The sequence below is a fragment of the Sphaerisporangium flaviroseum genome, assembly GCF_039537005.1.
Classification (GTDB): Bacteria; Actinomycetota; Actinomycetes; order Streptosporangiales; family Streptosporangiaceae; genus Sphaerisporangium; species Sphaerisporangium flaviroseum.
Map to the genome: position 1 here is coordinate 590,726 of NZ_BAAAZR010000008.1, position 13,450 is coordinate 604,175.

Consider the following 13,450-nt stretch of genomic DNA (forward strand, 5'->3'; position numbering starts at 1 on the left):
CGTGTGGTGTCGAAGCATGGCTGAAGCATTTGATCTAGCTTCCGAGGGCCCCTCCCGGCACCCGTTTGATTGGGGTACCCGGTTGCTGCCCGCCCGAGTTGGGAGCTGTCGCGAGCGGAGGCGGGGCTTTGGGGCGGACTGTAGTCGACGTCTGACACGTCCTCATCGTCGCCGCCAATGAATTGACCCCGAACCGCATCCGGGACTACACGCTTAGGGAAGCCGCCGGGCAGTGGCTCGCAGGAGACGTACCGCCAGAGCCATCGTGAACGCGAATTCGGCGAACCGGCGCGCGAGCACGTAACAGGACGCGATCCACGACACCGATGTCACCATGAACCCGACCTCGTGGAGGACACCATGCCAGCTGATGTGCGTGGGCGCCCCGATCGGTGCCCCGGGCGGGAAGCCGGCACCCGGGTCGGCGGTGAACACTCCTGCCATGACCAGCCCGACCCCGCTGAGAGCGATCAGCAAGGGGCCCCAGGTGCCGCCCCGGCCGGTATGCAGTACCCGCCGCAGCCCGGCGGCGAAGGCCACATTCAGCAGGCCCGCCACGACGAAACTGGTGATCTGGATCCATCCCAGGCCCCCGAGGCTCAACAGGCTGAGGGGATGGTAGGTCAGGTCGAACCCGTCGCGAGTGAGCGCCTGGATCAGCCACACCCCGAGAAACAACGGGCCGGCGACGACACCACACGCCAGCAGCCCCGTGGTAGGTGTTGTCGGCCGGGTCCTTGTCGACGCTTCCGGAGATACGCTCCGCTGAACCATCGCTCCTCCTCACTGCCGGGCACGTGCGTCGTGCCTTCCAGCAGGAACGTCGAAGCAGCCGCCCGATACCGGACATGGCAACAGCGTGATCCACTCCTCCAACAAGCCCACGGCGGGCACTTCACTCCCCGGCCCCGGCTTCCCCTCCTTGAGGGCCCCGGCTTTCTCTTCTTCGAGGGGCCGCTGCTTGTCTGGTTCCGGGGGTTTTGAGCTGGGTGGGTAGCAGGTGGGTGCCCTGATCAAATGGGTGCCGGGTGGGCTTTCATAGGTCGGTCACCGCTGACACCCCATGGTGGGGTCCCATCCCCGTCCGCTGAGGCGTTGATCTCGTGACCGAGCTTTCCTTCTCTGCCCCGGTTTTCCCTTTTTCGAAGACCGCTGCCTGTCTCGTCCCGGGGATCTTGACCTGGGTGGGCAGCAGATGGGTGCCCCGATCAAATGGGTGCCGGGTGGGCGCATCACAGATAGACCACCCCGCAGCACCATCCCCGATGTCCAAAAGCTAACTAGTAGCGCTTTGTCGATCCCTGAGCCAGGTCAGGACCTGTTCCGCGTGCCGGTCGGGTGGGAAGACGGGGTAGAAGCAGTGTTCGATCACGCCGTCGCGGATGACGAGGGTGAGGCGTTTGAGCAGCCGCTCGCCCGCGGCGTCGAAGGTCGGGAGGCGCAGGGCGTCGGTGAGCGCGTGGTCGGCGTCGCTCAGCAGCGGGAACGGCAGGTGCAGTCGTTCGGCCGCTTCCCGCTGGTATTCGGTGTCCTGGGTGGACAGTCCCATGACCGTGGCGCCGGCCACGCGCAGGTCGTCCGCATGGTCGCGGAAGCCGCATGACTCGGGAGTGCAGCCACGGGCGCCCGGGATGAGATCCCAGTCGGCCACCAGAGGGGCCTCGCCGGGCACGGCGGTGCGCGGGTAGGCGTACACGATCAGACGGTCGACGTCCGCGGGGGGCTGGTCGAGGCGTACGGTCCCGCCTTGCGTCGCGGCCAGGGCGACGGGCGGTAACGGGGTGCCGGGCAGGTGCGCGCACGCGCCGTCATCGACGGGAACGGGAAGGCCGGGTGGCAGTATCGTCGGATCGTGGCTCATGACCGCACCTTAATGACCCAGGCCGGTGGCTCTTGAACAGATTTCGATGACCCAGGCGAAGTCTGTTCAAGAGCCACCGCCGCCCGTGGTCACGGGCCCTGAGGGTCCGCGGTAGGGGAGGGGCCGGCTGTAGACGAGGTTGGTGGTGGTGCTGCCGAACTGGGCCAGTTCGTTGACCAGTTCTTCGAGGTGGGCCATGGATGCGGCGGCGACCTTGAGCGTGTAGCAGTCGTCGCCGGTGGTTCGCAGGCATTCCAGGATCTCGTGGCGCTCACCGAGCAGCCGGTGCAGTGGCTGATGACGGCTGCCGGGGTACTTCAGCCGTACGACCGCGAGCACGGCGAAACCGACCTTCTCCAAGTCGACGTCGGCCCGGTAGCCGGTGATGACCCCCGCCGACTCCAGGCGCCTGACCCGCTCGGTCGCCGCGGAGGCGCTGAGGTTGACTCGCCGTCCGAGCTCGGTGAGGGCAAGGCGGCCGTCACGCTGGAGCTCGACCAGGATCGACCAGTCGGTCGCGTCAAGGCTCTCGGTCATTCGGCAAAGATACCGGCAGTTTCACGGCATATCGGCCTGTATGCAGGGAGAATCCCCTTCCAGCCAGCGTGATCAGTGGAATAGCATGATCAAGTGGAACTAGGAGTGAATGTCCCGAATTTTGGGCCTGGGACCGACCCTGGCGTGCTGCGGCGCTGGGCACAGGCGGTGGAGGCTCTCGGGTTCGACCTGCTGATGATCTCGGACCATATCGTCGTGACCCCTGACGTCGCCGAGCACTATCCGGCACCGTTCTACGAACCGTTCACCACCCTCGCCTGGCTGGCCGGAGTCACCGATCGGGTCCGGCTGGGCACCACGGTGCTCATCGTGCCGTATCGGCACCCGCTGCTCATCGCTCGCATGGCGGCCAACCTCAACCAGCTCAGCGGGGGACGGCTGGTCCTCGGCGTGGGCGTCGGCTGGGCACGGCAGGAGTTCGAGGCGCTCGGGGTCCCGTTCCATCGGCGCGGCGCGCTGACCGACGAGTACCTCCGCGCTGTACGTACAGCCTGGGAGGACGATGAGGACTACCGCAGCGGGGAGATACCGATCTGGGTCGGCGGCAACAGCGACGCCGGCCTGCGCCGGGCGGTACGTCTCGGCGACGCATGGCATCCGTTGCGCTCCACGCTCCCCTGGTTGCGCGAGGCATTGGACCGGATGAAGACCATCGCGGACGAGGAGCGCCGGCCGGTGCCGGCCCTGGCACCCCGCATCGCCCTGCGGCTCACCGACGCACCGATCACCGACCCGGCGCGGCTCGCCGGAGAGGGCACGATCGACCAGATCGCCGACGACCTCGAACAACTGCGCCTTCTCGGCGCGGGCACCGTCGTGCTCGACCCGTTCAACGGCGACCTGAGCGAGATCTCCCACCCGGAAACGGCCTGGCAGGCGCTCGCGACCGTGGCCGCCCACCGGGGGCGGAGCGCAGATCACAAATCAACGGAGCGACAGTGACACACGACGAAGAACGCCTTCTCCGCAGGGCCATCGAGCTTGCCGCCGCGGCGCGGGCCGCGGGGAACCCGCCGTTCGGCTCGCTGCTGGTGGGGCCGGACGGCGCGATCCTCGCCGAAGACCAGAACACGGTCCTCACCGACGCCGACATCACCGCCCACCCCGAACTGAAGCTGGCCCGGTGGGCGGCCCGCGAACTCGACCCCGGCACCGCGGCCGCCACCACCATGTACACCAGTTGCCAGCCCTGTGGCATGTGCACGGGGGCCATCGAACGGTCCCACCTGGGCCGTGTCGTGTTCGCGCTCTCCACCGAGCAGCTCGGAACGCTCAAGCCGGCCGTCACGAACGCCGGTGCGCTTCTTGAAGGCCCGGCGCTGTTCGACGAAGCGCGCGTTCCCGTCGACGGCTACTACCTCTGAGTGAACCAAGGAGTGCCGTCCCGCGGAACGCCTGGTAGGTGGCGGACCCGGCGCCTTGGCGTCCGGCCGGCCTCAGATGGGCTGGTCCTCCACGTGGAAGGAGATGCCTCCCTGGTCGTCGATGTTGGCGTCGAGGGCCTTGTCCTCGAGTACGGTCGCGGCCACCGGGTCCAGGTAGACCTTCGCCCCTTCGCTCTCGATGACCTTGTCGGTGCTCTCGGGCCCGTCGGCGACCGACAGCAGCAGGGAGCCCGCGTCCTCGTCCTGGGACGAGATGCGGATGCCCTTCTCCGTCGCCTCGTCGGATTGGGCGTTGAGGTCACGGATCACCTTGGCGGCATTGTCTGTCAGCGTGAGCATTGCTTCTCCTCGCCAGGGTTGGTTGTCAGACCCTCCCGGCCATTGCCTGCTTTGCGATCTATAAACCGATATGTCGGCTTCTGTGAGTCGAATCTCGCTAATGACCCTTGACGTCGCGTTGACACGCGGCGCCACGCGTGGTCCTGACCTCGGGTGACGACCCTGGTCATTGGTGGCGAAAGAGTGGCCGGTGCCTGCGTGACCGGTCATAGTTGAGCCGCGGGACGAGATGTCTTTCCCGCATTCACTACGGGAGCGGGCATGGTCGTCGTCGGCACGTGGAACCTGGAGAACCTGTACCGGCCCGGGGGAGAGTTCGGGCCCAGGGACGAGGTGACCTACCAGGAGAAGATCGCGGCGCTGGCCGCCACGATCGCCGGGACCGGGGCGGACGTTTTGGGCGTGCAGGAGGTGGGCCAGCCCGAGGCGCTGGCCGACCTGGTCGCGGCGCTGGACGGCGAATGGGGGACCGTCCTGTCGGGACACCCCGACGCCAGGGGCATCCGGGTGGGAGTGATCAGCCGCTTTCCCCTCACCGCCCTGCAGGACGTCTCGGCGTTCACCGCGCCGCTGGCCGCCGTGCAGAACGCCGACACCGGTCCCGCCGCGGCCCAGACCAGCCGGGGGATGCTGGCGGTACGGGTGGAGCCCACGCCCGGCACCACGCTGGACGTCGCCGTATGCCACCTGAAGTCCAAGCTGCTGAGCTTCCCCGGAGGCCGGTTCCAGGCGCGTGACGAGGGAGAACGCGCAAGGTACGGCGCCTACGCGCTGTACCGGCGTGCGGCCGAGGCGACCACGCTGCGCGGGCTCGCCGACCGGCTCGTCGGCGGGCACGGGCAGGAGCGGCCGGTGGTCGTCCTCGGCGACTTCAACGACGAGCCGCAGGCGGCCACCACCCAGATCGTGCTCGGGCCGCCCGGCTCGGAGCTGGGGACCGCCGGGGCGCTGCGCCCCGACCGGGGCGACGCGTGGCGGCTGTGGAACCTCGCGACCCTGATCCCCGAGGCGGAACGGTACTCCCGGGTTCACAACGGCCGCGGCGAGCTGATCGACCACATCCTGGCCAGCCGGGCCTTGATCGAGCGGGTGGAGGAGATCCGGTCCGTGGTGGGCCACGGTCTCCCGTCGATCAGCGAGGACCCGGATGTCCGCCGCGACGCCGCCGACTCCGACCACGCCCCGATCATCGCCCGCTTCCGCCTCTGAAGCCCTGAAAGCCACGATGTCGCCGAGGTTCATCGGTTCCAGGTAGTCGGGGGTACTGGTCGCCGCCCCGCACGGTCAGCGCCAGGTGTCGTCGCGGGTCGCCGTCCCGCTGCCGGGTGTGGTGAACGACCGGTTCGGGTCGCTCTCCCAGGTGACCGAGCCGTCCGTGTTCTTCTTGATGTACTTGTACTGGACGGCCGTGCTCGCGGGCAGGTTCACCGTCGCGCGCCAGACCGGATACGTCGCGGACGACAGGGCCACCGCGTTCGCGGGGTTCCAGGCGCCGAGCGCGGCGACGTTGCCCACCACGAAGACGTTCTGGCCGAACGAGGTCGTGACGTTGGCGTTGAACGACGTCGCGACCGTCGTGCCCGGAGTGGGGGTCGGCGTCGGGCCGGTGGCGCCGGTACGGATGGCGACCGCGTCCTTCGCGGGGACGGTCACGCTCGCCGAGCCGCTGGAGTTCACGGTCACCGATGCGCCGCCGGTCAGGTCGGTGTAGCTACCGGCGGGCAGGCCGGTGGCGAAGGTGCCGGAGTACGAGCCGCCGCCGTTGTTGATCGCCACCCATCCCTTCGCGCCACGGCTGAACGCGATCACGTTGGAATTGGGGGCGCTCCAGTTGGCCACCGAGGTGCCCCTGACCGCGTTGTGGAAGTCCACCATGCCGTTGATCGCGCCGTCACGGTGCAGGCAGGTCCATCCGCTGGAGCAGTTCGCGGCCGTCACGTACCCGTTGCCGTCCGAGGGCGGGGAGGCGTCGTTGTTGCCGAAGGTGAACCCGTCGTAGATCTGCGGCGTGCCGTGGTTCCAGGCGAGCTGGAAGATGTTCGCCAGGGTGTAGGTGGAGCCGCTCTTGTAGGTCAGGGTCGAGCCGTTGCGCTCGGTGTCGTGGTTGGTGACGAACGTGACGGCCCTGTCGCCCGGCTGCATGCCACCCCATGTGACGCCGAAGGTCTGCAGGTCGGAGATGCTGCCCTCGAACTTCTGCTTGAGGTAGCGCCCGTACTGGAAGTCCATCACGTCGCCGATGCCGATGTACTGGCTCGGCTGGACGGCCTCACCCGCACCGTAGATCACTTCCTGGTAGATGTAAGGGGAGCCGGTCACCTGGCTGTAGATGGCCCCTGCATCGGCCGGGCTCATGTGCTTGACCGCGTCCACGCGGAAGCCGTCGACGCCCAGGCTCCGCAGGTCGTTGAGGTAGGCGGCGATGCGGGACCGCACGTAGCCCGCGCCGGTGTCGAGGTCGGCGAGGCCGACCAGCTCGCACCTCTGCACGTTGTTCGCGCTGCCCGTGTAGTCGCCGTCGTGGATGGTGTTGTCGGAGTTGCCGCAGGCGCCGGGGTAGTAGTGGAAGTCGGCCGCCGAGTACGTCCCGGGGTAGACGTACTTGGAGAAGCTCTTGCCGCCGTACGACGTCGCGCCCTGCCCGGTCATGTGGTTGATCACCGCGTCGGCGTAGACCTTCACCCCCGCCGCGTGGCAGGCCTGGACCATCGAGGAGAACTGCGCCCTGCTGCCCATCCGGCTGGTCAGGTCGTAAGCGGCGGGCTGGTAGATCTCCCACCACGAGTGGGTGCCCGAGAGCTTCACCGAGTCCTGCGGGGGAGAGACCTGGACACCTCCGTACCCGGCCGGGCCGAGCACGTTGGTGCACTCGGCCGACACCGAGTTCCAGTTCCAGGTGAACAGGTTGGCGATGACGTCCTTGGTGCCCGACGGGGCGGCCTGCGCCGAGCGGGTCGTCAGGGGGACGACGAGGAGGGCCGGCAGGAGGGTGAGGACGGCGGTGAGGGTGAGGGGGCGAGATTTGTAGGATCTCACGTGGGGCCTCCAGGTTCGATGGATGCGATCCCGAGCCGGGCCGGGTGCGCCAACACCCGGTCCGGCGTTCCCCTCCCCGCCGGTCGCGACCGGCGGGGAGGGGCCGTGCGCCTACGACCGTACGAAGACCGCGACCGTACGGGCCGGGACGGTCAGCGTGCCGGTCGAGGAGTCGAAGGCCGACTGCTTGACGACGGCGTCGTCGGAGCCCGCCTGGACCGGATGGAGGGTGACCTGTGCTCCCTTGAGGGCGGCCACGATCTGCGGCCGCGTCCCGGTCGTCGCGTTGAAGACGACGGTGATCGACTTCCAGCGCGGGTCGATCCCGGAGGAGTCCAGGTGCATGGTGATGACGCCCGGGGTCTCCCCCGCGCCGCTCACCGGGAAGGACAGCCGGTTCTGCACCTCGGCCGGCGAGCCCAGCGCGAACGCGGGCGAGGAGGAACGGATCCTCAGCAGCTCTCCGAAGCGGGCCCTGGCCGCGCCGATCGCCGCGCAGTCGGGCTTGAGCGCCGGATCGGCCAGCAGCGGTTTCGCGTAGGGCCACTTGGACTCGTTGTCGGCCCTGGGCGGCAGCCCGGCGCCGAAGCCGTTGCCCGCCGAGCAGTCCCACAGCAGCCGGTTGAACCAGTCGCCGGAGTCGTAGGAGTTGCGGTCGAGCGACTTGGACCGCAGCCGCTCGCTCCCCGCGTGCAGGAACGCGGTGCCCTGCGACAGCATCGCCGAGGCCAGCGAGAGCGACTGCATGCGCACCCGGTCGGCCATCGGCGTCGCCTGCGGCAGCTTGTAGGCGAGGGCGTCGAACAGCGTCTCGTTGTCGTGGGCGTCGACGTAGGTGACGGCCTCGCCGGGAGCGGCGGTGTACCCGCCCGGGGAGCCGTTGTAGTCGACCTCCGCGCCCGTGACCTCCTTGCCCGACGAGGCGGTGAAGCGATAGTCGCGCAGGTTGCCGGTCAGCCCCACCTTGATCAGATCCTGGTAGTGCAGGAGCCTGGCCACCTGCTGCTCGGCGGTGCCGTTGGCCGGTGAGCCGTTCGGCGAGCCCGCCAGCCCGGAGCCGAAGCCCTGCACCCGGGGGTCGGCGTCGAAGGGCCCGCCACCGCGCACCGCGTCGCGCAGGCGGTCGTTGAAGGTGCCGATGCCGGTGCCGGCCATGTTGGCCTGCGTGGCCTGGACGAAGCGGGCGTTGTCCGCCACCTCGCCGAAGTTCCAGCCCTCGCCGTACAGGATGATCGACGAGCCGTCGACACCGTCGCGGGCCGGCGTGAGCCGGTCGAGCGCGGCGCGCACCGCGAGGATGTTGGCCTTCGGGTGGTGGCCCATCAGGTCGAACCGGAACCCGTCGACCTTGTACTCCCTGGCCCAGGTGACGATGGAGTCCACGACGAGCTTGCCCATCATGGCGTGCTCCGGCGCGGTGTTGGCGCAGCAGGTGGAGGTGGCCACCGTGCCGTCGTCCAGGAGCCGGTGGTAATAGCCGGGCACGATCCTGTCCAGCACCGACTTGGGATCCTGCCCGGCGGAGTAGGTGTGGTTGTAGACCACGTCCATGACCACCCGCAGCCCGGCCCCGTTCAGCCCGGACACCATCGACCGGAACTCCCCGACGCGGCGCGACCCGTCGGGGTCGGTGGCGTACGACCCTTCCGGCACGGTGTAGTGCACGGGGTCGTAGCCCCAGTTGAAGGAGTCCTTCGCAGCCGTCTCGGCGACGCAGTCCTGCTGCCGCTCGGAGTTGGGGGGCATCGAGGCGAGGTCGCAGGTCGGCTCGGTGCGGTCGGCCCTTCTCTCCGGGACGCTCCCGATGTCGAAGGCGGGCAGCAGGTGGACGTGGGTCAGGCCGTCGGCGGCCAGCGCCCGCAGTTCCTTCATGCCGGTCGAGTCGCCGGTGAAGGCCGCGTACGTTCCCCGCTTCGCCGCCGGCACCGAGGCGTCGGTGGCGGAGAAGTCGCGCACGTGCAGCTCGTAGATCGAGGGACGGCTCACGGCCTTCGGCTTGCGCAGCGAACCCCACCCGTCGGGCCGCAGCGAGCGGTCGGACAGGTCCACGAGCTGGCTGCGCACCGACTCGGCCGCCAGGGACAGGCTGTAGGGGTCGGTCACCTCGTTGGTCACGATCGTGCCGGCGGCCGGGGCGTACACGGTGACCAGGAAGGTGTAGTAGCGCCCCTTCCAGGTGGGCATGCCGCGTACCGACCACACGCCGGTGGCGTCGTCGCGCCGCATCTGGTGGACCGTGCGGCCGTCGCCCGACGCGTCGCGGTAGAGCGCGAGCTCGACCTTGCGCGCGGTCGGCGCCCACACCGACAGCGTGGGCGACGCCGAGGACGACGTCAGCTCCGAGGCCGACGAGGACGACGGCCAGACCGGGCCGAGCACGGCGCCGGAGGCTTTGGCGTACAGGTCGTCCAGGACGCCCGCGACCTGGACGCCGGTCGCGGTGAGCAGCGCTCCGGAGGCATCGCGCTCGACGGCGACCACCTGGCCGCGCAGGGCCTCGCGGACCAGGTCGGTGTCGCGCGGGTCCACCGTGAGCGCGGTGTAGGCGGCCAGGTGCGGCCACTTCGCCTTCTGCGCGTCGGTGAGCCCCGCGCCGGCGACCAGGCGGATGAGCCGGATGTCGCCGGTCAGATCGCCCTTGTCGTAGGCGACGTCGCCCTTCGCCGAGAACGCCAGCGAGTAGCGCAGCGAGCCCGAGGGCGTCACCTTCCACGCCACGGTGTCCCGGTCGATCCAGTGCGCCCTGGCCTTGGACAGGTCGGCGTCGGCGCCGCGCGCCGGAGGCTGCGGCAGCAGGTAGCCCTCCGTGGCCGCCAGCCGCCAGGCCTCGTTCCCGGTGGTTGCGAGTTCGAGCGACTGGTCGCCGGGAAGGTCCTTCTCGTCGCCCTTGTGAATGATGTAGCTCAGGCTCGTCGCCCCCTCGGCCAGCGGCACCCGGTAGTACGCCCCGAAGCCGTCGGTCCCCGCCGGCTGGACGGGCGTGGCCCACTCGGTCGGATCGGCCGCTCCACCCCACACATGCAGCCCCCAGCCCTCGTAGTTCCCGTCCGGGCGGCGGTAATGCACGATCGCCACGTTCTCGGCCGCGGCACGCGTCGGGTGGATCTTCGTCTCGCCGGAGTTCACGTACGCTTCCGGCTGCGCCGCCGGGGTGAACGACTGGTCGGGGCCGGGGTCCTTGGTGTCGCCCTTGTGGATGATGTAGTTGAGCGGGACGCTCGGATCCTTGAGCGGGACCTTCCAGAACGGGCCGAAGGAGTCGGCGCCGTCGGGCGGGCGGGGGGTGGCCCACTCGGTGCCCGCGCCGTCGGCCAGAGCGTCGCCCCACAGGTGCAGGCCCCAGCCGTCGTAGTCCTTGCTCGGCCTGCTGTAGTGGACGGTCGCGTAGCCCTGGGCCGCCGCGCGGGAGGCGAAGGTCTCGGGTCTGCCCTCGGCCAGCCACACCTCGCCGTTCTTGGCCGGGTTGACCGTACGGTCGCCGCCGTCCTTCTCGTCGCCCTTGTGGGCGATGATCCCGACGCTGGTCGCGCCCGGCTTGAGCTTGATCCAGGCGAACCGGCCGAAGGCGTCCTCCCCGGTGAGCGGCAGGGGAGCGCCCCACTCGGTGGGCTGCTCCACGTCGCCCCAGACGTGCAGGCCCCAGCCGTCGTAGTCCGAGCGCTGGTAGTGCACGACCAGGTGGTCGCGGGTCACCGTGCCCGGCTCCTCCGGGGCCGGGGGCGCGCCGACGGTGGCCGTCCCGGTCGCGGAGGCGAACCGGCCGGCGGAGTCCTTCACGACCGCCTTGTAGGCGATCCTCGTGCCGGTCGCGATGCCGCGCAGGTCGTGGAAGACGCGGAAGGTGCGGTTCGTGCCGGTGAGCGTGGCGGAGTCGTCGGTGCCCACCACCCTCCACGGGCCGTCACCGGCCTTGGCCGCGAATGTGACCTGGTCGAACCCGGTGCCGGGCACGGTGGCCGTGACCGGGATCCGCCCGTCGTCGGCCGTGCCGGTGACCTCCGCCCCGGGCAGGGCGATGGAGACGGCGGGGGCGGCGGCGGGGGCGGCCAGCTTGGCGGAGGCACGGTAGACCACCGCCGACAGCGGCGGGACCGTGACCGCCAGCATGCGATCGGCGCCCGAGGTCGCGGTGGCCGCCGCCTCGCCGTACACCTTGGTGAAGGCCATCCCGCCGGAGTAGGTCGGGACGGCGGCGGTCGCGGCGGTCTCGGCGTTGTTGACCGCGACGACGTACTCGACCTGCTCCTCGGCGCCGATGCGGCTGAACGCGTACAGGCCGTCCTTGGCCAGGCGCTCCACCTGGGCGCCGTCGGCCAGCGCCGGGTGCGCGTCACGCAGCTTCGCCAGCGCCGCGATGCCCTGGTAGAGCGGATGGCCCGGAACGAAGTTGTCCTGCGCGTGGGTCGCCGCCGTGCCGATCAGGTCGTCGGTCAGATAGCTCTGCGTCGTGGAGGCGAACATGGTCTGCCGCGCGTCCTTGTCGCCGCCCTTGCCGGTGAAGCCCTGCTCGTCGCCGTAGTAGACCACCGGCTGGCCCCGCGTGAGGTACATCAGCTCGTGGGCGAGCAGGTCCCGCCTGAGCAGCTCGGCATCCGGCGCGCCTGGATTGTCCTGGGCGATGAACCGGCCGATCCGGCCCATGTCGTGGTTGCCCAGGAACGTGGGCAGCGAGGCCGCGTTGCTGTCGGCGTCGGTGTGGTGGTCGTCCCCGGCGTAGAGCTGGGCGAGCCGCGCGGCCCCTGCCGTACCGCCGCTGAACGACCTCGCCGCCTCCTGGAACGGGAAGTCCAGCGTGGCGTCCATCTCGCCGCGCGTGGAGTAGCGGCTGGTGAGGGCGGGATCGCTGGAGTAGACCTCGCCGAACATGAAGAAGCGCTTGTTGCCGAGCTGGGCGGCGTAGCCGTGCAGCGCGGGGGAGAACCGCTCCCAGAACTCCATGTTGACGTGCTTGGCCGTGTCGATCCTGAAACCGTCGATGCCGGTCTCGCGAACCCAGGTCTGGTAGATGTCCGTCATGCCCTTCACGACCTCGGGACGCTCGGTCCACAGATCGTCCAGGCCCGAGAAGTCGCCGTACTGGTCGTTCTCGCCGCCGCTGAAGGTCGAGTCGCCCCGGTTGTGGTACATCGTCGGGTCGTTCAGCCACGACGGGGTCTTGACGCCCTTGGCCGCGACCGGTGTGTACGGGAACGAGTTGAGGTCGACCTTGGGGAAGGCGGTCCCCCTCGCGTAGTCGCGGTCGTCGAACGGCCGCCCGTCCACGTCGACGTAGGGGTAGGCGCCCTTGGGCCGGTAGGAGTAGGTCTTCTCCTTGTAGTCGACGACGTCGGCGGTGTGGTTGGTGATGATGTCGAAGAAGACCTTCATCCCGCGCTTGTGCGCCTCGCGGACGAGTTGCTTCATCTGCGCGTTGGTGCCCAGGTGCGGGTCGATCGAGGTGAAGTCGGTGATCCAGTACCCGTGGTACCCGGCGGAGGCGTCGGCGCCGGTGCCCTGCACCGGGCGGTTCTTGAAGGCCGGTGTGAGCCAGATCGCGGTGCTGCCCAGGTTCTTGACGTAGTCGAGCTTGCCGAGCAGGCCCGCCAGGTCACCACCCTGGTAGAAGCCCTTGTCGGCCGGGTCGAAGCCGGTGCTGAGCCGGTCGCCCGTGAGGCCGCCACGGTCGTTGCGGGTGTCGCCGTTGGCGAACCGGTCGGTCATCGCGAAGTAGAAACGCTCGCGCGACAGGTCGGCGCGCAAGGCGTCACGCGCGAGGTCCTTGTCGGAAGGGTCCGCCGTGCCGCTGAGAGCCGACACCACGGGTCCGCCGGTGCGCTGGCCGGTCACGGCGGTGGGGGAGCCGGGCGCCGCGAGGTTCGTGACCGCGGAGACGGTCGCCGTCCGGGAGGTCGTGGCGGAGGCGGGCGATACGGCGGCGAGCGGCGACGCGGACAGGACCACTGCGAGGATCGAGGCCGCCAGAGGGCCGGATCTGCGCGAGGGTGACCTTTTCGCGGGCCGTGGGGGGAGTGGCCAGACCACTGGGGCCTCCACGGGTCGTGTTTCACGGGTGTTGCCCGGAAGTTACTCAGAAGCCCCGATCTATGCAATGCCTTACTGAAATTTCCTGAAAATAACCAATCAGTATGGCTTTGGTGGGGAAGGTGGCTGGTGTCAATGTCCGGCGGTTACCTCGTAGAGTGATTTACTGATCACCAGCAGTGATGTTTTCGGTCCCCCCAAAATGAGCGCGGTGCCAGTAAGCCTCCTGGATGTGGAGAAATATGCTATA

General features: G+C 69.3%; 9 protein-coding genes. 3 read left to right on the forward strand and 6 right to left on the reverse strand.

Going from position 1 to position 13,450, the window contains the following annotated elements; genetic code table 11:
- Window positions 1-213 precede the first annotated feature (213 nt).
- The 3 genes from ABD810_RS18930 to ABD810_RS18940 all read right to left on the reverse strand — a co-directional run bounded on the left by ABD810_RS18930 (window position 214) and on the right by ABD810_RS18940 (window position 2,398).
- The gene (locus ABD810_RS18930; RefSeq protein ID WP_344941522.1) at window positions 214-774 is read right to left on the reverse strand and encodes a DUF998 domain-containing protein; all 561 of its coding nucleotides are present in this window, start codon (window positions 772-774) and stop codon (window positions 214-216) included.
- Between the two features lie 502 nt (window positions 775-1,276).
- Window positions 1,277-1,861, reverse strand: coding sequence for a peroxiredoxin (locus tag ABD810_RS18935; protein WP_344941525.1), 585 nt, complete (start codon window positions 1,859-1,861; stop codon window positions 1,277-1,279).
- Window positions 1,862-1,927: 66 nt separating this feature from the next.
- Window positions 1,928-2,398 carry an Lrp/AsnC family transcriptional regulator gene (locus tag ABD810_RS18940; protein WP_344941529.1) on the reverse strand — a complete coding sequence of 157 codons (471 nt, stop codon included), beginning with the start codon at window positions 2,396-2,398 and terminating at the stop codon, window positions 1,928-1,930.
- 144 nt (window positions 2,399-2,542) lie between these two features.
- Between ABD810_RS18940 and ABD810_RS18945 the strand changes: the two genes are divergently transcribed.
- The gene (locus ABD810_RS18945) at window positions 2,543-3,361 is read left to right on the forward strand and encodes an LLM class flavin-dependent oxidoreductase (protein ID WP_344941532.1); all 819 of its coding nucleotides are present in this window, start codon (window positions 2,543-2,545) and stop codon (window positions 3,359-3,361) included.
- Window positions 3,358-3,783, forward strand: coding sequence for a nucleoside deaminase (locus ABD810_RS18950; protein WP_344941535.1), 426 nt, complete (start codon window positions 3,358-3,360; stop codon window positions 3,781-3,783). The genes ABD810_RS18945 and ABD810_RS18950 overlap by 4 nt, the downstream gene beginning before the upstream one ends.
- 72 nt (window positions 3,784-3,855) lie before the next feature.
- Here ABD810_RS18950 and ABD810_RS18955 read toward each other — a convergent pair whose 3' ends face one another.
- A complete protein-coding gene (locus ABD810_RS18955; protein WP_344941538.1) occupies window positions 3,856-4,143 on the reverse strand; it encodes an iron-sulfur cluster biosynthesis family protein in 288 nt (95 codons plus the stop codon).
- 261 nt (window positions 4,144-4,404) lie between these two features.
- Here ABD810_RS18955 and ABD810_RS18960 point away from each other — a divergent pair, with 261 nt between their 5' ends.
- Window positions 4,405-5,352 carry an endonuclease/exonuclease/phosphatase family protein gene (locus tag ABD810_RS18960; protein ID WP_344941541.1) on the forward strand — a complete coding sequence of 316 codons (948 nt, stop codon included), beginning with the start codon at window positions 4,405-4,407 and terminating at the stop codon, window positions 5,350-5,352.
- A 75-nt stretch (window positions 5,353-5,427) separates the two neighbouring features.
- Here ABD810_RS18960 and ABD810_RS18965 read toward each other — a convergent pair whose 3' ends face one another.
- Complete coding sequence (locus tag ABD810_RS18965) at window positions 5,428-7,179, reverse strand: carbohydrate-binding module family 20 domain-containing protein (RefSeq protein ID WP_344941544.1); 1,752 nt, start codon at window positions 7,177-7,179, stop codon at window positions 5,428-5,430.
- A 111-nt stretch (window positions 7,180-7,290) separates the two neighbouring features.
- Window positions 7,291-13,119 (reverse strand): pullulanase-type alpha-1,6-glucosidase, encoded by a 5,829-nt coding sequence (gene pulA / locus ABD810_RS18970; RefSeq protein ID WP_344941547.1) that lies wholly within the window; start codon window positions 13,117-13,119, stop codon window positions 7,291-7,293.
- Between the last annotated feature and the right edge of the window lie 331 nt (window positions 13,120-13,450).